The organism is Oscillospiraceae bacterium, assembly GCA_034925865.1.
Taxonomy (GTDB): domain Bacteria; phylum Bacillota; class Clostridia; order Oscillospirales; family SIG627; genus SIG704.
Map to the genome: position 1 here is coordinate 175,264 of JAYFRN010000006.1, position 23,712 is coordinate 198,975.

Consider the following 23,712-nt stretch of genomic DNA (forward strand, 5'->3'; position numbering starts at 1 on the left):
TTATTTTTGTGTATCACTTGTATATCATTTGTGTATCACCGTCACGAACAGCGCTGGGCGTTCAGAAACGTGAAATTGAACAAGCCCCTGCAAATAAAGCATTTGCAGGGGCTTGTAAGTGCATAAATATTGAACTTTTTTATCTCTTTGAGAACTGGGAAGCGCGGCGAGCCGCTTTGAGACCGTATTTCTTTCTTTCCTTCATTCTCGGGTCACGGGTGAGCAATCCTGCCTTCTTGAGTAGAGAACGATACGCCTCCGTATCAGCCTGAACAAGAGCTCTTGCTATTCCGTGGCGGATCGCGCCGGCCTGTCCGGAAACGCCGCCGCCGACCACGCTGCATATGACGTCGAATTTCCCTCCGGTGGATGTAACGCCGAACGGCTGACGAATAATGAGCTTGAGAGTATCAAGACCGAAATAATCGTCTATGTCTCTTTTATTAACTGTTATCGCGCCTGTTCCGGGATAAATGCGGACACGGGCGATTGACTTCTTTCTTCTGCCCGTACCGTAAAAATAGGGCTTCGCGCTCTGGTAATTAATTGCCATTTCTTCTTTCTCCCTTCGTTATTTGACCGCGATTTCGGTAGGCGTCTGCGCCTGCTGCTTGTGAGTGTCTCCGGCATAGGTCATGAGACGCGTAATGCTCTTTCTGCCGATAGAGTTGTTCGGGAGCATTCCCTTGACGGCCAGCTGCATAGCAAACTCAGGGCGTTTCTGCATGATTTCTCTATATCCGATCTCCTTGAGACCGCCGATATAACCTGAATGATGTCTGTATTTTTTCTCGTCGAGCTTTTTCCCGGTAAGGACAGCCTTCGAGCAGTTGATAATAACGACAAATTCGCCGCAATCAACATGGGGCGTGAATTCGGGACGATGCTTGCCGCGCAGAATATCGGCAGCGGCGACGGCCACCTTTCCGAGAGGCTTGCCGGCGGCATCCAAAACGTACCATTTGCGTTCAATGGTTTCGGCTTTCGCCATATAAGTGGACATGAATATTCCTCCGATTACAATTTCTTTCTTTGCGTGTGTCATTATACACATATAAATAATATTTGTCAAGAGCTTTTCTGAAAATAATTCAATTTATTCTTCATTTCCTCGCTTTTGCTTTAATTTTCTCTTTCTATCGCCCGTTTTTGATGTGTTGAATTCATAATAACGCTTGCTTTGCGGCACATCTGTATCATGGACGGAAAAATTTACATATTATTTTACATTTATATGTTTTATTTAATACTGTTTGCTGATATATTATAAACTGTAGCAAGTTCTTCTGCTTATGATACATTAAAGGGAGGGTTTTTATGAATAATGCAAAACCGTCGGAAAAGTACGAAAAGCCTTCCGGCAATAAAAAAGTTAAAAAAGCAAATGCCGAAAAAAACGAGCTGATTCGATCGATATTCTCGTTTCTTCTTCTGTTTTTCGCCGTCTTCTCCGCTTCGCCTCAGAGAGGCTTTATCTCGTCTCTGCCGCTTTTATTCGCAGCCGGATTCATCGTCTCTTTTGTTTATGATGAGCCGGTTAAAAATTCCGTTGTTGTCGCGCTTTCCGCCGCCGTGATTTCAGTTGCCGATTATGCCGATCTGAAATACGCCGCGGTTTACACCGTGTCCTGCGTCGCTTTTTACCTGCTTACGGCATTTTGCGCAAAGCTGTTGAAAAAGGCCATATCCGGAAAATCAAAGAGTGGCTGGCTTTCGCTTCTCAACTGCGCGTTGCTTTCCGTATTGCTTATCGCGGCGCATTTCTTCATGTTGGGGACTCCATGGGAAAATATTTCCGCTGCCGATTCGGTAAGGCAGTATGCCGAAGAAAAATACACCAATCAGAAATTCACCTCATACAGGGCAGGATATGACGTTCGTTCGGGACTGTATAACGTAAATGTGTATTATGACTTCAAGGGCACTACGATTTCGTCTCCGATAGCGGTTCGTGAAAACAGCTTTGACGACGGTTATTTTCTGGACACCGCTTTCTCGGTTTCAAGCTATCGCAGCTCTGAGCTTATTTCATTTTTAAAAACAAAATTTGTCGACGACCAGTTTACGGTCACCTGCGCCCCGTTTTTAAAATCATCAAGAGATTATCAATATTTTACAGCGCTCCCCGACGACAGCGAAAACAAGCTTTATCTTTCGGATATGGCGTTTAATCTTACCTTTGATTTTGAATTGCCGACGGCGTCTGAGTTTTACGACGCTTGCCGGAAATATTATGACTATTTGAAAGAAAATAATTATGAATTCGGTCAAATAACATTTTTCGGCGGCGATAAAGGCACTATGTATTATTATATCGTAGCCACTCCCGAGGCTTTCCCGGACGATTCTTCGGCCGTTATCCCCTTCACCGCGGATGCGTATAAGGTGTTTGACCGCGCAAGATGAATTCGATCCACATATGCGAAAAATTGCGGAGCTTAAATAAAAGCTCCGCAATAATTTTATATTATATTTGTATGGCTTAGCAAGTCAAATCTTCAGCAACGAGCTTGCTATGCCGAAATAGATCACAAGCGAAAGCGCGTCGACGATCGTTGTAATAAGCGGCGCGGCCATAATTGCGGGATCGGTCCTGATAAGCTTCGCGAAGAGCGGCAGGATTCCTCCGATGACCTTCGCGATAATTACCGTAGCCAAAAGGCTGAGAGCGACAACGAACGCAACCGGAGCTTTATCAGGGTACATGATCAAAATTCTAAAATAGTTGACCGTGCTCAGGGCAACTCCGACAAGCAGGCTTACCCGGGCTTCCTTCCACACGACCGCAAAGAAATCTGACATCTTAATTTCACCGAGCGCAAGACCGCGGATAATCAATGCGGAGCTCTGGCTTCCGGCGTTTCCGCCGGTATCGGTAAGCATCGGTATAAATGTGACCAACAGCGGCACTGCGGCAAAAGCCGCCTCATAATTTGACAGGATAATTCCCGTCAGCGTGCTTGACAGCATAAGCACGAGAAGCCAGACAATTCGGTTTCTGGCGAGAAACACGACGCCCGATTTCAAATATGGCTTTTCCGAGGGAGACACGGCCGCCATGAGCGTGATATCCTCTGTTGCCTCTTGTGTAAGGATGTCGACGGCGTCATCGACCGTGATTATTCCGACAAGCCGGCTTTCCTTGTCCACGACAGGCAAAGAGAGCAACCCGTATTTTTTGATCAGCTCGACAACGTGTTCGCGGTCGTCGGTCGTGACGGCAGAAACGAAATTCTCCGTCATTATATCGCCGATCAGATCGTCGTCGCGAGCCATAAGCATCTGCTTGACGGTAACTACGCCTTGAAGCACGCGGTTTTCATCGGTTACAAAGCAGGTGTAAACATCTTCCTTTTCACTGCATTTCTCACGAATACGGGCAAACGCTTCCCTTACGGTAAAGCTATGCTTTAAGTTCATAAGCTCCGCCGTCATAATGCTTCCGGCAGAGTTTTCCGGATAATTCAAGTATTGATTTATTGTTTTACGTGTTTCGGATGTCGCCGTCTCAAGTATACGGCGCACCACCGTCGCGGGCAGCTCCTCCATCATATCGACTATGTCGTCGACAAAAAGATCGCTGATAAGATCGACAAGCTCTTTGTCTGTCGCGGCAGAAATAATATGCTGCTGCTTATCGACATCAAGACAAGCGAAAACGTCTGTAGCCTTGTCCTTTTTCAGCATTCTGAAAAGCTTTGTCGCCTGATCCAGCGGAAGCTCCGAGAAAAAATCCGCTATGTCGACCTCGTTGCTTTCATTAAGACGTTCCTTCAGTTCAACAAAACGCTTTTCATTCAACAGATCAATAAGTTCTGTCCACTTCTCACTCATGTCTTTTACCTCCTCGGCAGATTTTCACAAGACCGGGCGGAAATAAAAAACCCGTTATAATTATGCGTGAGGGCATAAATGTAACGGGGACAGAGCACAAAAATTTATACTGCAGCGGTAAAACCGCGCAGCGGCAAGGCAGGCATATAAATCCATGCCTCTTAAAGTCTGACGGAGACGGAAATCTTTATCCGCAAACAGCCGTCCGACGGAACGCCGATAGTATTTTCTTGTGCTATGCTCTTTCCGCTACTTCGACCGTGCGCGTCCACAGATTTCACTCCTTATATATAATTATCGCGGAAATAATCCGCGTTTATATAATATTACTTTTATCCCATTTTGTCAACCCTGAATATAACCGTATTAAAAAGATGTTGTAATTTCCGGCTTGTTTGGTATAATATATCTGAAATGCGAAAGGCGGTGGGCTATATGGATAAACAGGATAAAACAAAAGCAGAAGCGGAGCAGGAAATAAAGTCTCTGCGCGAATCGCTGCACAGGCATTCATACCTATATTATGTACTGGATACGCCCGAAATAAGCGATTACGAGTATGATATGATGTTCCGGAGGCTTTCAGAGCTTGAAACGCAGTATCCGGAGTTTTCCGATCCGCTTTCGCCGACAAGGCGCGTCGGCGGAGCGGCCGCGGAGGGCTTTAAAAAAGTCTCGCACCGCTTCCCTATGAAAAGCCTTAAAGACGTTTTCAGCTTTGACGAGCTTTATGCTTTTATCAACGATATAAAATCAAAGGATCAGGAATGCGAATTTACGGTCGAGTATAAAATCGACGGTCTCTCAGTATGTCTAGAATACGAAAACGGACGTTTTGTCCGCGGCGCGACAAGAGGCGACGGCTTGGTAGGCGAGGATGTCACCGAAAATCTAAAAACAGTCGCGGAAATCCCGTTGATAATAAAAAACGCTCCGCCGTATATCGCCGTAAGAGGCGAGGTATATATGCCAATATCCGCGTTTGAAGCATTAAACACGCAAAGAGAGCTGAACGATGAGGCGCCCTTCGCGAATCCACGCAACGCCGCCGCCGGTTCTCTGAGACTTCTCGACCCGAATACCGTCGCGAAGCGTAAGCTGTCGATATTTGTATTCAACTTGCAGGGTATGGACGGAGAATTACCCGTTTCTCACAGCAAATCTTTCGAATTTCTGAAAACCTTAGGGTTCAGAGTCATACCGGATTACCGTGTGTGCCGCGGCTTTGACGAGATACGCTCAGTGATCGAACGGATGGGAAACGAGCGCGGAAAGCTTAAATTCGATATAGACGGAGCGGTCGTGAAGGTAAATTCCCTTGCCGCACGCGCAAGGCTCGGTGAGCTGCCGAACGTGCCGAAATGGGCGGTCGCTTTCAAATATCCGCCTGAAATCAAGCTTACACTGTTAAAGGACATTATAATACAGGTCGGACGCACCGGCGTGCTCACTCCGAACGCCGTCCTGGATCCGGTAACACTGGCAGGCACGACCGTAAGCCGCGCAACGCTGCATAACGCCGACTTTATAACCGAAAAGGATATCAGGATCGGCGACACCGTATTCGTGAGAAAAGCCGGAGAGATCATTCCCGAAATTCTCGGCTCAGATATTTCAAAGCGTCCGAAGAATTCAGTAAAATTTGAATTTCCCGAAACCTGTCCTTCATGCGGTGAAAAAGTCCTTCGTATAGAGGGTGAGGCGGCGATAAGATGCGTAAGCGCCTCATGTCCATCTCAAAAAATCAGAAACATAATTCACTTTGCTTCACGTGACGCAATGAACATCCAGGGTCTCGGAGAAGCGGTCGCGGCGCAGCTGTGCGACGAAGGCATCACCGATGATGTCTCCGATATATATTATCTTTCCGCCCAAAGGCTTTCATCACTCGAGGGCTTCGGTGAAAAATCGGCGGCGAAGCTGATCGAATCGGCGGAAAGCTCAAAAAAGCTGTGCCTGTCAAGGCTTATTTACGCGCTTGGCATACGAAATGTAGGACAAAAGGCCGCGTATACTCTCGCAAAAGCATTCAAAACTCTGGATGGACTTATGAACGCGACCGTAGATCAGCTTGCGTCCCAAAGCGATATCGGAGAGATCACCGCCAAAGCAATCATCGATTATTTCTCCGTTGAGAAGAATAAAAAAGTCATTTCACGGCTTTTACAGGCCGGTGTAAACACAGAATTTATCCCGACCGATAAATCCGATTCTCTGTCCGGGTTCGTATTTGTTCTTACAGGAACGCTCCCGACCCTGACGAGAGACGAAGCGGGGGCAATGATAACCGAAAACGGCGGGAAGGTATCCTCTTCTGTTTCAAAAAAGACGTCATATGTAGTTGCCGGAGTAGACGCGGGCAGCAAGCTCTCAAAGGCGCGTGAGCTAGGCGTCAAAGTAATCGACGAGGACGGTCTGAAAGCACTTATTGGATACTGAAAAAAGCTCCGGAGCATTGCAATGCTTCGGAGCTTTCTAGTCAGTATTATGCAATACTTCAATCAGGTTTTTATTATTAACTCGGCAAACAAAGCCCGGACTGGCGAACCAATCCGGGCTTTGCTATAATTTTTATACATTCGGAAGTCTATCGCAGAACATAATCAGGTTTGAGGTTACTTTTTCATTCTCAGTAAGCGCTTTAAATGTACCATTGTTATAGAGAATATCCATTACCATTACAGCCACGGAATTACTTACGAATCCTCCCGCATGCCAACTGATAATCAGATCTCTCATTTGCGGCGGATAATTTCTGGCGGTCATCTCGGCAGCTTCAAGTGCATATCCGGCAAATTTCTTTTTAGTAGCTTCGTCAAGTGATGGTATTTTTTCAAAGAAGTCTTCTGCTTTTCCTTTGACTACCATGATATTGACCTTGTTGTCATCGGTCAAGTATTTCCGTTCCCTCAGCCGCTTAAATTTATCTGTGTTTGCAGAATTGTCAGAAATTTCTCTGGTCATAAACTCATATAAAAATTCATAATCGGAGGTTAGATTATTCTCCCAGTGACCTTTTCTTGAACAGTATTTTGTGTCAATAGACCATGAATACACCGGATATTTGTCCGAGTAACGCGTCATATTTCCGCAAGCACTCAGATCCTGAGGCTGTAATACGGAAACATAGTCTGTATCAATCTGCTTTGACGGTAAATTTACACATGCTATGAAATTCCCACCGGAAGTCGTTTTTATTGAATACTTTGATAAATCCTTATTTATCGGGATTTGACATTTGTTTGCCACTCCGTAAAATATTGCAGCGGCTTCAAACAATTCTTTATTTTCACTTGGTATAAACACATCCGGGTAGTCGGCAACAGCTTTTCGTATTGATTGAGTGTAATCCAGTGCAAGAAGCTCCGCAATTTCATGCTGCTTTTTCAATATATTTTCCGCTTCTTCAAGAAAATAGGTCTCAGGGTCAAATTTCACATAGGTTGTAAAGCGGTTCTTGGGCTGTTTTATCAAAAATCCGTTGCCTTCTAGAAAGCCAATTTTATCTTCAATAAAAACAGGTGTAACGCCAAGTTCCTCAGCTATTTCATCCCTTGTTTTGGGGTCATGATAAACGCTGTAAACAATGTTCAAATTTAAACTGTCACCCAAGTAGAATTCAGGTCCACCGTTTGTTCCGGGATTTCCACTGTGTCCGAAGCCAGTTGCTTTAATTGGTTTCAATCCGAGCTTTCCAATTTTTCTTTCCATAATAAACCCTTCTTTCAATTCGTTTCTCGCCTTGTTGAGATGCCACTTTACCGTTCCGACAGGCAAATTCATCATAGATGAAATGGCAGCGATACTTTTATTTTCATAATAATAAGAATAGACAATTTCGCGGCGTACCTTTGTCAGGAAAGATATTTCACGGCGAAGTCGTAACAGTAGTTCATCTTCATCGGTAAAGTACTTATCCTGAAACGGAATATTCATCTCGTCAATTGAAATTCCCTGATGTTTTTTCTTTGATGAGACGAATTTTGAAAACACATGCTCACTGATTCGCCATACATAGCCGTCAGAATTATAAATTTCGCCGGCATTAAGCAATGACCGATATAGTTCAATGATAATATCGGCGCATAAATCATCAGCCTCATCTTAACTAAAACATTTAGTTACGGCAAAGCCATATACTTTGGGCAAGTATTCCGTTATAAGTTCGTCTGCTTTTTGTTTATTCATAGTTATTATTCCGGTACCGTTTGAGTATATAGTGGAAAGAAAATCAGAAAGGTTGGCAATTTATAAAATAATTTTTCGGAGTTTAGTTTTAAATCCTATACCGGCATACGCCGTATCCTTGCTGCCGCATTATAATAGTTTCCGGCTGCCGAGCCACTTTCGTCTTAAAGAAGCTGTGTCGAAGTATGCGTCAAAGATATCATATGTATAGGAGGTAACGTTACCTGCCATGTCGACCTCTGTCCTTATGCTGCCGTCGGTGTAGTATCAGACATATTTTCATAATTATAACAACCTATAATTGTAAGTATTGTCAAGCCTTACTTGAATATTAATTTTTATTTTACTTTAAAAACCAACAGCCGCCAGTTTACACTAACGGCTGTTGATAGATGTTTTATTTTACTATTTCTTTATAAATGTTTATGTACTTCATTATACAAATGATAATTTCTTTTGTAACCATTAATTGTTGCTGAGTACCAATTGGTATCAATTTTTTTAATATTACTAAAATTCCATGTACCACCATATATAATATTATTGAAATCTTTTTTGTTAATACTGCTGTCATCTGAAGAATAAACAATAACTATATCTTTTTTCACTCCCTTAAATGCATAAAACATAATTTTCGTTATTCCATCATTTACTTCAGTATACAATACGCCGGTATAGGAAGTTGATTTATATGGTACTATGTATTCGTTATTATCGATTGGGTACACTTTTCCTTCATTCATTAGTTGAACGGTTTTTTGAAGCATTCCCTTATTCAATGAATAATACATATTTAAATATAAATTTGTGTAAGGAAATAAAGCATACAACAACGTGGTAACAAGTATGATACCTGCGGGAGCAAAGGCTACCAAACGTTTTTCTTTGAATTTTTTAAATAAATAAAATACAGTTCGTATTGCCAATATACCGTATAGAATGTATGGTATATATAACAGAAAACCAACAATAATCCCTGCACCAAAGCTGCGAGTATCTGCCGCTACGTAAAAATTTAATTTATAAAATCGAATATAAGTATTATTATACTGGAAATAATACATGAAATTAAAGTATTGTCTCTTTTTTTCAAGCAAAAATTTCTCCTTTATCGACTTTACCAAGTTCATTGTGTAAACACTCAATATTACCGATCCCATCCATCACCAAAAAAATATCCATCTTGCCGCGAACAACGCTCCGGTTTGGGTAAAGCTTAGTCCATTTAGCGGCAATGTCCAAAGTGCGAAGATGGAGTATTTCCAAAATTGCAGCTTCTTTTGGAAACGCTCCCTTTTTAGTCAGTATTACAGTTCTTTATTCGTCAGTCCATTACGTTGCAGTAGTAGCTCGGGCGCGAAAAATTCATGCTTACAAGCTGCTTGAGCATGGCAAGCTGAGTCGATTCGCCGACAGAGCCTGTTTTTACATAATTAAAAATATCACGAAATGAAAACTCATGCACATAGTAATAATCGACAAACGGAATTCCGTTTTCTCCGCCGACTTTTTCGGATACATAATCCATGAATTCATCATATGTCTTTATACCGTCGATAAGACCGTTTTTCTCAGCTTGAGCCGCGCTGTAAACACGGCCGTCAGCAAGCGCGCGGACATCATTATCCGACATTTTCCTTCCCGTTGATACAATCCCGACAAATTGGCCGTATGCTTCGTCGCAAAGAGACTGCATTATCGCCTGCTGTTCCTCTGTAAATTCAGAAAAATTACCGCCCAGCGTCTTATTGGCGCCGGAATAAATGGTCGTGACCTTGATGCCAAGCTTCTCACAGAGCGCCGTAACGTCAAAAACCTGATTCATGACGACGCCGATTGAACCTGTCAGCGTGTTCCGGTTGGCGTAAATTTCATCGGCGGCACAAGAAATATAATATCCGCCTGACGCGCAAAGCTCGTTCATATATACATATATCGGACGGCCTGTTTCCTTATATTTCAAAAGTGTCAGATATACCTCGTCAGTCTGATATATCGCGCCGCCGGGCGTGTTCATCGAAATACACAGAGCCTCGTTTGAGGTGTCGTTTATAAGGCTGTTTATTGTCGAAATCAGCCAGTTCTGATCATAACTGCCGTCGGAAGCGGCACTGATTGTTCCGGATATCCATATGACAGCCACATTTGGATACATCGGAGTGTTCTGCATCTTGTATCCTGAATTTGACGTTATCGCACCCGACAAAGCGGAGGCGAAGGCGGACATAGCACCGACAAAAATCAGAGCGAGAACAATAACTCCAACGATGATAAGCGTCACAACGAGTGCTGTATGGTTCTTCTTCGGGGGAGCCGGATTATACGGCGGATACGGATTCTGATTCATTTTAATACCCATCCTTATATTTTTTATTGATCGGATCAAATTTTTAAGAAAACGCTGATTATATTATTAACTTGGCATTTAAATAATTACCGCTTAAAGAAAGAAAAGACTTTGGTATATGGGCCTTCCGCTCTTATAAAGCAAGGCATATTTAAATGAGCTTTGTCCTCAGTTATCCTGATATTTTCTTTTCAAGAAGCCGCGTCTATATAATGCCTGCTGAACAATCATAAAACAAATACGGCAAAAAGGAAATGATGAAAACAATGATGGATACTTCGGGTTTTGGCTGGTTTTCAACTGTCAAAACTTCAGTAGACATTATGTAGTCGGGCATTAGGCTTGTGATATGGTACAATTGAGCATCGCATTTATTATGTTCTGATTCGGCTTTTCTGACCGCGATTTATACATTAAATCTGAATAAAACGATGTCTCCGTCCTTCATGACATATTCTTTTCCTTCGCTTCTGACAAGTCCCTGTTCCTTTGCGACGGTCATTGTGCCGACGCGGATCAGATCGTCATACGCGACGACCTCCGCCCTGATAAAGCCCTTTTCAAAGTCGGAGTGAATCTTTCCGGCCGCGCCCGGCGCGAGCGTTCCACGCTTTATTGTCCATGCTCTGACCTCCGGAGTTCCCGCCGTAAGAAAGCTGATCAGCCCAAGCAGGCGATATCCGGCGGTAATCAAACGGTTGAGCCCGGATTCCTTAAGCCCAAGATCCTCAAGGAACATCGAACGCTCGTCGTCCTCAAGCTCGTTAAGCTCTGCCTCTATCTCTGCGCAAACCGGAATTATCTCTGAGCCTTCATTAATTGCAAGCTCATGAAGCGCCTTATAATCAGGGTTTACCTCGCAGAGAGTGCCGTCCTCGGCGTGCTTTATATCCTCTTCTCCTATATTTGCGGCATATATAACCGGCTTCATTGTGAGAAGCGGAGTGTCTGACAAAAGTTCGATTTCGGTTTTATCGAGCGTCATTGAACGCGCGCATTTTCCGTCGCTCAAATATGCCAAAAGACTTTCACAAAGCCTGATTTCAGCTTCGGCACTTTTATCACCCTTAAAACGCTTTCTGGCACGGTCGAGCTTTCTTTCCAAAAGCTCCATATCCGAAAAAATGAGCTCCATATTTATTATTTCCACGTCGCGTCTGGGATCTGTATTTCCTTCGACATGAACAATATCGTCATTTCTGAAACAACGCACCACATGAACGACCGCGTCAACCTCACGGATATGAGAAAGAAATTTGTTTCCGAGCCCTTCTCCCTTTGAAGCGCCGCGTACAAGCCCGGCGATGTCGACGAATTCCACAACAGCCGGCGTTGTTTTGACTGGATGATACATTTCGGTCAACTTGTCAAGCCTTTTATCAGGAACGGGTACGACGCCGACATTAGGATCAATCGTGCAGAACGGAAAATTCGCGGCCTGTGCGCCTGCGTTTGTCAGCGCGTTGAAGAGAGTGCTTTTCCCTACGTTTGGGAGTCCGATTATTCCGAGTTTCATTTTATTTTTATAACCATAGCTTTCGTGAAGCGAAAGCTTCCTTTCATGTGGAATTGTGCTGTCTTGTGAAGCTGAATCGCATCGGTTCAGGCGGTAAAAGCCGCAAAGCTCGCAATCTTATTTCCTTATCTTTGAATGCGGCGCGCTTCAAGGTAATAACGCTTGTCACAGGCGTGACCCATCGAAAATGTCTTTCGGGGCAGCGCGCCGTCAGAAATGACTGTTTTAAACAGCATATTTTTGTCCGTATCGGGAAGCAAGAACGCCGCGGCGCCGCCTTCGTCGGCGAGGCGTCTTGCGACATCGGCACCGTGAATATAATCCACTCTTCGGCCGGATGTTTTAATAAAATCATCTATAAAAGACTGAACACTGCCCACCGCGATCGCGGAAGGCGGGTTTTTTATAAAATATCTCGTTTCACGGCCGTCAGCGCGGAACGCGAACGACTGTTCCTCCGACTGGGTTTCGGAAAGCTCGAAATATCCGCGCAGAGCTTTTTCCACCGCTTCAGGAGAAGCGCCAAACAGCACACGGTGTATCGGCTCGAATTCGAGCGCGGGATCATGAAGATTCACGACCTCGCAAAGCGCATATCTGGCCGGATGCTCGGCGGCATCCGCGGGAGAAAGCGTCGATTTTATCCTTTCATAAAACGCCTTTGCCGTGGCAAGCGAGTGATTCCCATCCCCGACAGCGAACAACAACACGCCGTTATCGTCACCGGAAAGATTATATTTTTCATCGAATGCTTCTCTGTCAGCAAGAGCCGAGAGGGCGGAATCAATTTTCTTAGTGTATTCGGGAGAAACCGCGTATCCGCATACGCTGCCTCCGGAAAGCATGAGCTTGAAATCGTACAGCTTTTCAAACGTATTTTTTACTTCCGGAAAAGACAAAGGCTCTATCACGGTTTTCTCGCGGTCGTCAATGAGCAGCATGACATGCGGAAGCTCAAGGATCGCGCTCTTGCGTACCCTGAGCCTTGGAGGGATGCGTTCCGTGACTGTCCCCTCGGTGGCTCGTACGGCGGAAGCGGAACCCTTGGAATAATCGTATTTTTCTAAATCGATCATACCGACAAGTCCGCGCCTGACAGCGCCGTTTGACAAGGTGCGTTCCGTCAATATAAACTGCGGCTCTCTTTGCTTGAGAATTCCCTGTCTCATATATTCGCGCATCGACTTGTTAATTGAGGCTATTTTCTCGTCAACTCCGGGCTTGTCAAGGTATATCTCCGGCAGAGTGATCCTCAGCGTCGAAGGAGCGGAGCCGACAATCCTGTCGGCGTTTTCCCAGTATTCCGGCTCCGATGTAAACTGGTCGCAGGCAACAACTGACCATTTTGTCATATCGGCGTTTTCCGGCAGCATAACCTCGGCGGGAAAAAATACGCCGTTATCACATTTTATGGCGTTTTCGCGCATATACTTGTCCAATGCGCGCGAAAGCTGGTCGGAGCAACTTGTCGGTTTGCTCCCGCAGGTGATCCCCTTAAACAGGTTTTTTATTTCCGATGCGTTTTTCCCTTCCATCGCGCGTGAAATCGCTTTAAGGTTGCCGTCGCAGCCGCCGGTGAATTTTATATCGGTGATCTTCCCGTCTTCGTCGGCATTGAAGGAAATAAGCCGCGAACAGGTTCCGTTTGTTTTGTATTCGTATCTCATTTTCAATTCCTTGTTATTTTTTCAAATATATCGCAAAATCCGGTGCATGCCGCGTTGAAATCCCCGCTTTGCGGAGCAGAGCCGCGCGCGAAAAGCGCGGGACCGCCGCCCTTGCCGTTAAAATATGCGTTTATCGATTGAATTATATATCCGCAGTTAAGCTTACAGCCGCTCCCGGCGCCGAGTATATAGTTGATCCTTCCGGAAGTTGGGAAAAACACGGCGGCAAATGCAGCCTTTTCAGCTATAAGAAGGTTTAAAAGCTGTTTTGCCTCCGATTCGGTCATAGAGTCATCATATACATAAAACTTCTTGTCTTTGGTTTCAGATATAATTTTCTCGGCTATCTGACTTATCAGCTTCGACGACCTTTCGGCAAGCATGATTTTTGTCTTTCTTTCTTCGGCAATGAGCTTTTCGGCTTTTTCGATCAGATCACCGCCGCCCGGAAACAGCTCGTTCATACGCATGACCGACTCGTGCTTTGCGCTGTAATCTTTATAAGCTTTCGCGCCGCATATAAAATAAAGGCGCGTCCCGCCCCTGAGCGATTCGCTTTTTATTATTTTTAACATTACGACCTTTGCCGTATCAGTCACATGAAGCCCGCAGCAGGCGCACATATCGCCGCCATCTATGACGACAACCCTGACGTCGCCTTTGATCTTTTCGCTTCGCTTTCTGAGAGTAAGTCCGTCGGCCTCTCCGGAGGAAACGGTGAAGCAAGTCACCGGCTTTGCATCATATATCCCGTTCATTACAAAATTTTCGGCTTCAAGCTGCATTTCCAGAGTCAGTGGCGCTTCAAAATCGGCGGTCGCAAATTCCTCGTTCATGTGAAATCCGACGTTTTTGATTCTGAAAAGAGTCAGGACCGCATGTGAAAGCATATGCTCTCCGGTATGAAAACGCATGAATTCCGTACGTCTTTTTATATCTGCGGAAAGGCGTACGGTCGTTCCCGCGGGCATCCTGTCAAGCACGTGTATGATCTCTCCGTCCTCTTCGCGGATATCGGTAAGCGGAATCCCGTCTATCGTGCCCGTATCGGCCGGCTGTCCCCCTCCGCCGGGGAAAAACACGGTACGGTCGAAAATAAGCTCGTAATAAATTCCGTTTTCGCCGCGTTTTTCATCGCAGCGGACGATTCTTGCCTCAGCCTCGCCGACAAGCGGGTTCGGATTGGTATAATATAATTTTTCGGTCATTTCAAATTCCGTATCTTTGGTATTTATCTGATTTATTATATCAAAAGATACGCGTGAATGCAAGCTTTTTGATATGACTCGTTTTTATCTAAAACAAGGATTTTTAAATGCCGCGTAAAATATACAAAAAGCGTATATACAACCAATAACCAATTTTCATCGTTTCCCCTTGTAAATTATCTTTTAATTTGTTATAATAAACCTGTTGTGAGCCGTATTTACGGCTTTATGCGCGATAAAAATATTATTGACGGAGAAATCTATGAACTTCAATTTTTTCGGAGCGACAAACGAGCTTGAGGGCGGAATAACCGAAATTGCCGAAGAACTCGGAGTCGGTCTTTCAGGCTGCGGCTGCGGGTGCAAATGTGAATGCACAGTGACAATCGAAGTCACCCAAAAGGACGGAGCAGACATTGAGCTCTGCTATTCCGAAGGCAAAGCCCGGATAACCTACGATAAAAAGCATCACTTTTTCCGCGCGTTCGGCCTTCTGGTCGAAAATATAAAAAAGGGACAAAACTCCTTCTGCATTAAGGAAACCCCAAAATTCACAATGAACGGCCCGATGTTTGACGTTTCTCAGGGCAGCGCAGTTATTAATGTAAAGAGCGCAAAAAAATTCCTTCGGCAAATGGCGCTGATGGGCTTGAATATGCTCATGTTTTACTGTGAGGACAGCTTTGACGTCAAGAATCAGCCCTATTTCGGATATATGCGCGCGCGCTATTCGGAAGCCGACATACGCGAATGCGACGAATACGCCGATATGCTCGGCATCGAGCTTATCCCCTGTATACAGACGCTCGCTCATCTCGTCGACGTTTTAAAGTGGTATGAGGTTTATTCCTCCATAAGAGAAGACGACGAGTGCCTTTTCGTAGGAGAAGAAGAAACATATAAATTCATCACAGATGTAATAAAATCGGCCACCGCTCCGTTTAAAACAAAGCGTGTTCATATCGGCATGGACGAGGCATGGAAGCTGGGAAGAGGCTCGTATCTTTCAAAGCACGGATATACTCCTATTACGGAAATAATGAAAATCCACCTCAACCGCGTCATGGAGATCGTCCGCTCGCTCGGACTAAAGCCGATGATGTGGAGCGATATGTTCTTCCGCAGCATAGGCAACGGCGATTATTATCAGCCCGACGTTGAAATCCCGCAGAGCGTCATTGACAGTGTTCCGCCTGAAATGCAGCTGGTTCTCTGGGATTATTATCACAACGATCCGGATTTCTACGAGAAGTTCTTAATACAGCACAGAAAATTCTCAGAGCCGATTTTCGCCGGCGGAATATGGACATGGATCGGCTTCGGTCCGCACTGGGACAGAACGTTTCGTTCAACGGAAGCCGCGCTTGATACCTGCAAAAAGCTGGGCATAAAGGAAGTATTCGTCACCATCTGGGGAGACAACGGAACGGAAGCCCCCGCAAATGTAAATATGCTCGGTTTGTCTCTTTACGCGGAACACGGATACTGCGACAAGCTCGACATGGAAAAATTCAAGGAAAGATTTGAGTTCTGTACCGGCGCCAAGTATGACGACTTCATGCTTTTGGAGGATCTTGACAATACTCCCGGCGTTTCTTCCACAGCCGAGACTTCATACAACCCGTCCAAATACCTAATGTGGCAGGATATCCTCACAGGTCTTTTCGACAAAAATTCAGAAGGTCTGCCTTTCGACGCACACTATGCCGCTCTTGCGGAAAAGCTCAAGGCCTGCGTCGGCAGAAACGGGTATTTCGACGAGATGTTCCGTTTCTATTATAATGTGGCAAATACCCTCGCTATAAAAGCCGAAATGGGACTTAAAATAACAAAAGCATATAAAGAAAACGACAGGATAACACTCGAAACCCTGGCGGAAAATGAGCTTCCCGAATTAAAACAGCGCATGCTTGCTTTACGTGAAAGCCACTACCGTCTCTGGTTCGACCTTTATAAGGCTCTCGGGTGGGATGTATTTGATATGCGTTACGGTTCTTTGGTAACAAGAATCGATACAGCAGCGCGTGAAATAAAGGATTACCTCGACGGTAAACTTGAAAAACTGGAGGAGCTTGAAGAACAGCGCCTTGATTACAACGGTAATTCCGGAGTAATCTCATACGCTAACTACTTCGGCAGGATCGTCTCCGCTTCAAGAATCGCTCCTTTCTGCTGAGAGCATGGCTTTCTTTGAAAAGAAGCCGAGCAGAAGCTCAATAAAAGCAGCAAACGGCAATTTAATAATCGCATCCTTACTGTCGTACTTTATGATTATTCAGCAGACATTATTTAATTGCCATTTTAATAATAATACAGCACGGAGGATAAAATGTTCAACATCGACAAAGCGTTGATCCCGCGCCCGCAGCAGATGATGTCCTCAGGCGAAAGCGTCGAATTGGCGCGCTTCGCGCAGTCAGACTTCTCTTTTATATGCGATTATCCTGATGACGCTGTTTGCTTGGAAGCTTTCAGGCTTGTTTCGGACGCATTCATCGCAAAAAGCGCAGCCGTGAGCAACCCGGAAGCTGATTATACCATAGTTCTCCGGGTAAACGCCTGCGACAAAAGGCTTTCCGCCATCGAAAAGCCGGAATCGTATGTCATTGACATCACAGGAGAAAAAGCGGAGCTGTGCGGAGCTGATCCGTCCGGACTTTTTTATGCCGCCACGACATTTGTGCGCCTTATTCACGGTGAAGACAGCAGATCCGTGCTTCCTCTTTGCACGATCATCGACTATCCGGATTTTTCAGACAGAGGTCAATTCATAGAAAACCGCTTCGGAAGCGATTTTATGACGAAAGAGGATTGGTTCGCGGCGATAGATTATTTTGCTGAAATGAAGCTGAATCAGATCACGATAGGCGTCTACGGTTGTTGGTGCGTACAGTATGACAATCGCATATCAGAATTTTTATACTTACCAATCAAGAAATATCCTCAGCTTCAAACGCCCCGCGATATAAAATATTATTCAGTGGAACAGCGCAAATGGATTTACAGGCATGATGTTCTTCCCGTCATGTTCACCGATGATTATTTGGGCGAAGTGATCGCATACGCAAAGAAAAAGAACATCATCGTAAAGCCGCTTTTCAACAGTCTGGGTCACAACACGCTTATCCCGAGGCTGATCCCGGAAATATCCGCGCGCAACGAAAACGGAGAGCCGACGGGGCATTATTTCTGTACCTCCGATGAAAACACATACCGCGTTATGTATGATATTTATGACGAAATCATCGACAGATATCTGAAGCCCAACGGCATAACCGCAATTGAAATCGGTCTTGACGAGGTTTATGCCGGATACGGCGAAAGCGAAAAAGACGTATTCACGCAGTTTTCTCCGCGCTGTATGTGTGAAAAATGCCGCGGCAAGGAATTCCCCGATCTGATGATCGAGTATATTATTAAAATATGCAGATATCTCAAATCCAAAGGGATGAAAAGCATATATATTTACCACGATATGCTCATGCATCACTTTGATTGCATAAACGAAAAACTGGCGGAAAGATTCAAGGAAGCGGATATATACGATGTGGTAGTGCTCGACTGGTGGAGCTATTCCGCGACTCCGCATCTGTTCCGCGGCGAGACCGACAAGGTAAACAGCTGCTTCCGCAGTATAATGAAGCCGTTTTCCGGATATTATCACTGGGTTCTGCCTCTCGAATTTCACGACAATATAAACGGCTGCGCAAAGCTCGCCAAGGAGAAGAATTTTGAAGGCATCGAGTCATACGGCTCCTTCGATTATTCGTTCGACCGCAGCTTTTTATACCAATCCGACCTGTCGTGGAATATATCGTCGGCCGAAAATATCTCAGATTTTTATGAAAGATACGCATACCGCTACTATCCTCATGCGTTCGAGGATGCATATAAGGCTCTCGACAATATGCGGGAGATCATGATCGGCGAGGCCGCGCCTAATTATGCCTGGGAGCTTGAATACTATTTATATACATATCCGAATCCGGACAAACCTTATCCCCATCGCTTCCCCGACGAGGCGTTCGCCAAGATATTGGCGGCAAAGGATACCTACTACCATTATTTTGCGAAAACCAAAGCGCTTGCCGCCGAAGCCATATCATTTTTTAAAGGCGAGAAGAAGCAATGTAAGTCGCCAGAAGCGATCAATAACGTCTGGTTGACGACCGCGTTGCATTATTACACGCTCTGCGACGAATTTGAATCGCTTGTTTCGGATGTGGAAGCATTCAATATAGGAAAGCTGAGCGCAAGAGGGCTTATCTTTGAGCTTGACAGGCTTATCACGGCACGCGAGGCTCTTATGAAGCAGGCAGAAAAAACACGTATAAAAGCAAACGGCTATGTGCTTCTGCGCAATATGTCCGTTTATCTGCGCTCGCTCCTCGATATGCGCGCGTATATTGCAAACAGGATTAATTCAGAACTTAAATTTAAGCTGGATCTCACCGATCTCTCCGAGATCCGCTCCGAAGGCTTTGCATTTCTTCAATAAAAACAGGATTTTAAAAAACTCTTTTTAAAAAAAGAAAAATGATTATTATTTTCCGTTATGTACCGGAATAGGTCTTACATTTGGCATAATATTTAACCATTTAGCAATAGGATTAAGTTTAGGCGTTGTTCTTGGTTTATTATTGGACAATAAAAAGAAATAATATATGTAAGAAAGCAGCGCGCTCCGGAGGCTCCGGAGCGCGCTGCTATGTAATTATCAGATTAATTTATTTACCCGGTATATATTTTGCGAGTGCTTTTGCGACAGCAGCCGCAACGATAAAGCAGACTATTGCTTCAACAAGTCCGTTAAGCCCGACAAACCAGGCAAGAAACGGCATAAGTGCCCTTCCTGCGCGGAGCTCTGTCATAAAGCTGGTCGAGCTGAACAGAAGCATGAATGATATTACAAAGAATACTGTGTTAAAAACCGCACACGAAAGAGCGGAAACGGGGAAAGAAAGAATTTTCGCACCCTTACCCTTAAAATTTGAAAACGCCTTGAAGACAAGCCCCGCAAGCCAGCCGCAGAGTATGCGCGGTATCATACATGTTATAAATGTTAAAATCGGGTTTACCGCCAACAGCGCGGCTCCAAACGGACTCATCCCGAAGCATTGAATAAAGCTGGTAAGCCCGAACATCGCGCCGAGGAAAGCGCCGGCACCCGGCCCGAGGATTATCGCGCCGATAGCCACAGGGATGAGCACGGTCGTTATCTCAATTACACCGAACTGGATATACCCCAGTTTGGTAAGACCCAGAATAAAAATAATCGCGGTCAAAATGGCAAGGCGTGCCATTTTTCCTGTGTTGATTTTTTTTACTGATTTCGGATTCGAATTCATAAAAGCACCTCCTGCTAATTTCGTGCGTTATAAGATTGTTGTATTATACCGCATTGCAGTTGATTTGTCAATGATTATTTTCATATTTTATGAATTATTATTCACCGATATTCACAAAGCGTTTTTTATCAGAATACAGGTTTTACCTATGATGCTGCTTTGTGTGTCTCTATGTTTAAGCAAAACCTGATTAATGCAAAGCAAGCCTCAATAATATATCGAATAAATTTAACAGCTTTTTTATTAATATGAATAAAGTCGCAACGCAAGCCGTATAAAACAGTATTAATTTAATTGCATAAAGCGAAGCGGATTATCATGCATTTTATGCATATATTATTGCATATATGCAATGCTTTGCTTTGCAATATTTACGAAATTTGCCGGGCTGGACCGTTCTTCGGCCTTCCCGGCAAATACAGTATAACGTTTGCGTAAATCAATCTGGAATTTCGGCTTATTAATCCGGCAAATAACTCTGGTATATGGGCTTTTCTTTCTTGCAAAACAAGAATTATTAAATTACCGTTTTAATAAGCGTCATTTGTTTTCGTCGCCCGCCGCTCCGCCGTCCTTTACATTGTCGCTGCCGCCATCGTTTTCACATTCCTCGCATTCACATTCGCATTCGCATTCGTCGAATGGAATAAGAACATACTTTTCCTCAAGCTTTTTGGTTATGTGTTTTTCCATACGCTTGTATGCGCAGGCCGAAAGCACGCATACAGTGGCGGCGCCGCCTATTGCAATGAGTATAATTTTCAAAAGCGAAATGGAAAAATCGGATTTGATTTTTACATCCTTGAATTTGTATTTGCCGTTTTTATCATCGGCGGAAAGCCCGATATCGGCTTTGTTCGTTATGACGATTTTTTCAAGCCTTTCAAGCTTATCGAGCACTGTTTTTATTTGGTCTATCATAACTGTGTACCTCATTTCTCATAATATATTCATATACATATTATTATATCATAGCCGTCGAAAAATGTAAACCAAGCCGTAAAAAATTACATTACTGTATTATTGCGTTTTTCCTTCGGCAGTTGTATAATAAGCATATGTATTTTAAATTTCGGAGTATAAATGACTGTAATCGGATGCAATAATCTGTCGCTCTCGTTCGGGTCCGAAACGCTTCTTGAAGACATCACCCTTGCCATAAACGAAGGCGACAAGCTTGCCGTCGTCGGAGTTAACGGCGCGGGAAAAACAACCTTTTTGAAGCTTATATGCGGTGAACTCGAACCGAGCTCCGGCAGTATTTTCATAACCAAGGGAAAAACCATCGGAAAGCTCGATCAGCATTCTGCGCTTGATCCTGACAGCACCGTTTTTGGAGCGATGCTCGCTGTATTTTCATCCCTCACAGACGCGGAGCGCAGGATAAATTCGCTTGAAGCGGAGATGCGATCGGAATGCCATGAAACGGCCCAGCGCGCCGCCGGCGAATACTCACGTTTGTATGAAGAGTATACCCGCTCCGGCGGCCTTGAATACAAAAGCAGAATAAAAAGCACTCTTAATCGTCTGGGTTTCGGAGACGAATTATTCGAGCTTGAAATATCCGGTCTTTCCGGAGGTCAGAAAACGACGCTAGCATTGGCAAGGCTTTTGCTGGAGGCGCCGGATATTCTTGTGCTCGACGAGCCCACGAATCACCTTGACCTGAAAAGCACGGAGTGGCTTGAGGAACATTTAAAAAAGCTCGGATGCACTCTGATCGTCGTCAGTCATGACAGATATTTTCTCGACCGTGTAACAACCCAAACCTTTGAAATAGAAAACAAACACGGAACTTTTTATTCATGCGCGTTTTCGGAATACCGCGAACGCAAGAGAGCAAACCGCGAGATCGCGGAAAAGCAATACAGAAATCAGCAAAAGGAAATCGAAAGGCTCCGCGCTTATATCGAGCAGCAACGCCGTTGGAATCGCGAAAGGAACATAATCGCCGCCGAAAGCAGAGAAAAGGCAATCGACCGTATGATTAAAGTTGAAAAGCCTTCCGCGCTTCCGAGCGAGCTTAGTTTCTCTTTTGCCGAAACGACATCCTCGGGCAATGATGTTCTTATGACCGATGGGCTTTCAATGGGCTTCGGAGACAACCGACTTTTCAACGATGTAGGCTTTGAAGTCAAAAAAGGCGAACGCTTTTTCATAATAGGAAGCAACGGATGCGGCAAATCCACGCTTCTTAAAATACTCACGGGAACATACATTCCGCTCGGCGGACGTTTTGAATTCGGATACAACTGCCGTATCGGTTACTATGACCAGGAATCACAGGGACTCGACGACGGAAACACCGTCTTCGGAGAGCTATGGGACGGAACCGATATGAAAGAAAGCGAAGCCAGAGCGCTTTTGGCAATGTTCATGTTCCGCGGCGATGATGTTTTCAAAGAAGTAAAAGTCCTGTCCGGCGGAGAGCGGGCGAGACTTACGCTCGCAAAGCTCATGCAGAGGAAGGTCAATGTTCTGATTTTAGACGAACCGACCAATCACCTTGATATAAATTCTCGAGAAGCTCTTGAAAGCGCGCTTGGCAAGTTTGACGGAACGGTTATCGCCGTGAGCCATGACAGGTATTTTATAAACCGCCTTGCCACGCATATACTTGAAATTATTCCCGAAACGCACTCCGCAATAGATTTTATCGGGAGCTATGGCGAATTCACAGAAAAGCGTTCTCTGCTGCTGCCGGTCTCAATGTCCGCTTCAGGCTTTGATAGAGAGCCGACCGCCTCAAAGGAAAGCTATCTGACGATGAAAAAGGCCCGGGCCGCGTCAAGCAAACGCATCCGCGACACAGAAAAAACCTCCGCCGAAATAAAACGGGCGGAGGAAAGGCTTGACGAAATAGTCAGACTTTGCGAAACCGAGGCCGCCAGTGATTACGTGCGGCTTACAGAGCTTTATAACGAAAAATCCGAAACAGAAGAAAAACTTCTTGAGCTTTATGAATTTATGGATCAGCTCACGCAGGAACAGAGCTGAGACGCAGGTTCAGACCGGCTTTTCGCTTCCGTCGGCGTTGAAGAGCGGAAGATATTCAAGATATTTAATGTCGGCACGGTTTTTGGCTTCGCCCTCTGCAAGGATCGCCATGCGCCCGACGATTTCTCCTCCCGCTTTGTTCACAAGAGTTTCCAGCGCGCTTATTGATTCTCCCGTGCTGATGACGTCGTCGATGATGAGAACCCTCTTCCCCTTAAGCGCTTCCATGTCGGCACCGTCGAGATAGAGCATCTGCTTTTTGGCGGTGGTGATTGAATTGACTTCGGTGGCAATGATGTCCTTCATATAAAGCTTAGGCGCTTTTCTGGCGAGAAGGTATTTATTGATACCTCTCTGACGCGCCATTTCATATATCAGCGGGATTCCTTTTGATTCGGCTGTTATCGTGATATCATGCTCGGGCGCAAGCCTGTTTAATTCCTTCGCGCAAGCAACGGTAAGCTCCACATCGCCGAATATCACAAACGCCGCAATATAGAGGTCGTCGCTGACCTTGCAAATCGGAAGGCTGCGCTTCACACCTGCCACGGTTATATCATAAAATTCTCTCATTGTTTAAATTACCAAACCTTTCGATTGATCATTA

General features: G+C 44.9%; 17 protein-coding genes. 5 read left to right on the forward strand and 12 right to left on the reverse strand.

What is annotated here, in order from left to right; all coding sequences use genetic code 11:
- Positions 1 to 139: 139 nt before the first annotated feature.
- Entirely contained in the window at positions 140 to 553 is a 414-nt protein-coding gene (gene rpsI / locus VB118_03215) for a 30S ribosomal protein S9 (GenBank protein MEA4831610.1), read from the reverse strand.
- An 18-nt stretch (positions 554 to 571) separates the two neighbouring features.
- A complete protein-coding gene (rplM, locus tag VB118_03220) occupies positions 572 to 1,003 on the reverse strand; it encodes a 50S ribosomal protein L13 (protein MEA4831611.1) in 432 nt (143 codons plus the stop codon).
- A 314-nt stretch (positions 1,004 to 1,317) separates the two neighbouring features.
- On the opposite strand from rplM, the gene VB118_03225 reads away from it, so the two are divergent.
- Positions 1,318 to 2,406: a hypothetical protein gene (locus VB118_03225; GenBank protein ID MEA4831612.1), complete on the forward strand. Its 1,089-nt coding sequence runs from the start codon at positions 1,318 to 1,320 to the stop codon at positions 2,404 to 2,406.
- 84 nt (positions 2,407 to 2,490) lie between these two features.
- Here VB118_03225 and mgtE read toward each other — a convergent pair whose 3' ends face one another.
- Positions 2,491 to 3,834: a magnesium transporter gene (gene mgtE, locus VB118_03230; GenBank protein MEA4831613.1), complete on the reverse strand. Its 1,344-nt coding sequence runs from the start codon at positions 3,832 to 3,834 to the stop codon at positions 2,491 to 2,493.
- A 435-nt stretch (positions 3,835 to 4,269) separates the two neighbouring features.
- Here mgtE and ligA point away from each other — a divergent pair, with 435 nt between their 5' ends.
- The gene (gene ligA, locus VB118_03235; protein ID MEA4831614.1) at positions 4,270 to 6,273 is read left to right on the forward strand and encodes an NAD-dependent DNA ligase LigA; all 2,004 of its coding nucleotides are present in this window, start codon (positions 4,270 to 4,272) and stop codon (positions 6,271 to 6,273) included.
- A gap of 132 nt (positions 6,274 to 6,405) precedes the next feature.
- Here ligA and VB118_03240 read toward each other — a convergent pair whose 3' ends face one another.
- From VB118_03240 to VB118_03265, 6 genes are all read right to left on the reverse strand, one after another.
- Entirely contained in the window at positions 6,406 to 7,887 is a 1,482-nt protein-coding gene (locus VB118_03240; GenBank protein ID MEA4831615.1) for a sigma-70 family RNA polymerase sigma factor, read from the reverse strand.
- A 548-nt stretch (positions 7,888 to 8,435) separates the two neighbouring features.
- Positions 8,436 to 9,119 (reverse strand): hypothetical protein, encoded by a 684-nt coding sequence (locus VB118_03245; GenBank protein ID MEA4831616.1) that lies wholly within the window; start codon positions 9,117 to 9,119, stop codon positions 8,436 to 8,438.
- Positions 9,120 to 9,346: 227 nt separating this feature from the next.
- On the reverse strand, positions 9,347 to 10,369 hold the full coding sequence (gene sppA / locus VB118_03250; protein MEA4831617.1) for a signal peptide peptidase SppA: 1,023 nt from the start codon (positions 10,367 to 10,369) through the stop codon (positions 9,347 to 9,349).
- Positions 10,370 to 10,775: 406 nt separating this feature from the next.
- On the reverse strand, positions 10,776 to 11,885 hold the full coding sequence (gene ychF, locus VB118_03255) for a redox-regulated ATPase YchF (GenBank protein ID MEA4831618.1): 1,110 nt from the start codon (positions 11,883 to 11,885) through the stop codon (positions 10,776 to 10,778).
- Positions 11,886 to 12,010: 125 nt separating this feature from the next.
- Positions 12,011 to 13,552, reverse strand: a complete 1,542-nt coding sequence (locus tag VB118_03260; protein MEA4831619.1) for a TIGR03905 family TSCPD domain-containing protein — start codon at positions 13,550 to 13,552, stop codon at positions 12,011 to 12,013.
- A 2-nt stretch (positions 13,553 to 13,554) separates the two neighbouring features.
- On the reverse strand, positions 13,555 to 14,760 hold the full coding sequence (locus VB118_03265) for a hypothetical protein (protein ID MEA4831620.1): 1,206 nt from the start codon (positions 14,758 to 14,760) through the stop codon (positions 13,555 to 13,557).
- 262 nt (positions 14,761 to 15,022) lie between these two features.
- On the opposite strand from VB118_03265, the gene VB118_03270 reads away from it, so the two are divergent.
- Together VB118_03270 and VB118_03275 are read left to right on the forward strand one after the other, a co-directional pair.
- Positions 15,023 to 16,936, forward strand: coding sequence for a family 20 glycosylhydrolase (locus tag VB118_03270; GenBank protein ID MEA4831621.1), 1,914 nt, complete (start codon positions 15,023 to 15,025; stop codon positions 16,934 to 16,936).
- Between the two features lie 153 nt (positions 16,937 to 17,089).
- A complete protein-coding gene (locus tag VB118_03275) occupies positions 17,090 to 19,258 on the forward strand; it encodes a family 20 glycosylhydrolase (GenBank protein MEA4831622.1) in 2,169 nt (722 codons plus the stop codon).
- A 229-nt stretch (positions 19,259 to 19,487) separates the two neighbouring features.
- On the opposite strand, the gene VB118_03280 is transcribed toward VB118_03275, so the two are convergent.
- Together VB118_03280 and VB118_03285 are read right to left on the reverse strand one after the other, a co-directional pair.
- Positions 19,488 to 20,108 (reverse strand): ECF transporter S component, encoded by a 621-nt coding sequence (locus VB118_03280; GenBank protein ID MEA4831623.1) that lies wholly within the window; start codon positions 20,106 to 20,108, stop codon positions 19,488 to 19,490.
- Positions 20,109 to 20,648: 540 nt separating this feature from the next.
- Positions 20,649 to 21,029 (reverse strand): hypothetical protein, encoded by a 381-nt coding sequence (locus tag VB118_03285; GenBank protein MEA4831624.1) that lies wholly within the window; start codon positions 21,027 to 21,029, stop codon positions 20,649 to 20,651.
- Positions 21,030 to 21,191: 162 nt separating this feature from the next.
- On the opposite strand from VB118_03285, the gene VB118_03290 reads away from it, so the two are divergent.
- Positions 21,192 to 23,105 (forward strand): ABC-F family ATP-binding cassette domain-containing protein, encoded by a 1,914-nt coding sequence (locus VB118_03290; GenBank protein MEA4831625.1) that lies wholly within the window; start codon positions 21,192 to 21,194, stop codon positions 23,103 to 23,105.
- 9 nt (positions 23,106 to 23,114) lie between these two features.
- On the opposite strand, the gene VB118_03295 is transcribed toward VB118_03290, so the two are convergent.
- Positions 23,115 to 23,678 carry a phosphoribosyltransferase family protein gene (locus VB118_03295; GenBank protein MEA4831626.1) on the reverse strand — a complete coding sequence of 188 codons (564 nt, stop codon included), beginning with the start codon at positions 23,676 to 23,678 and terminating at the stop codon, positions 23,115 to 23,117.
- Between the last annotated feature and the right edge of the window lie 34 nt (positions 23,679 to 23,712).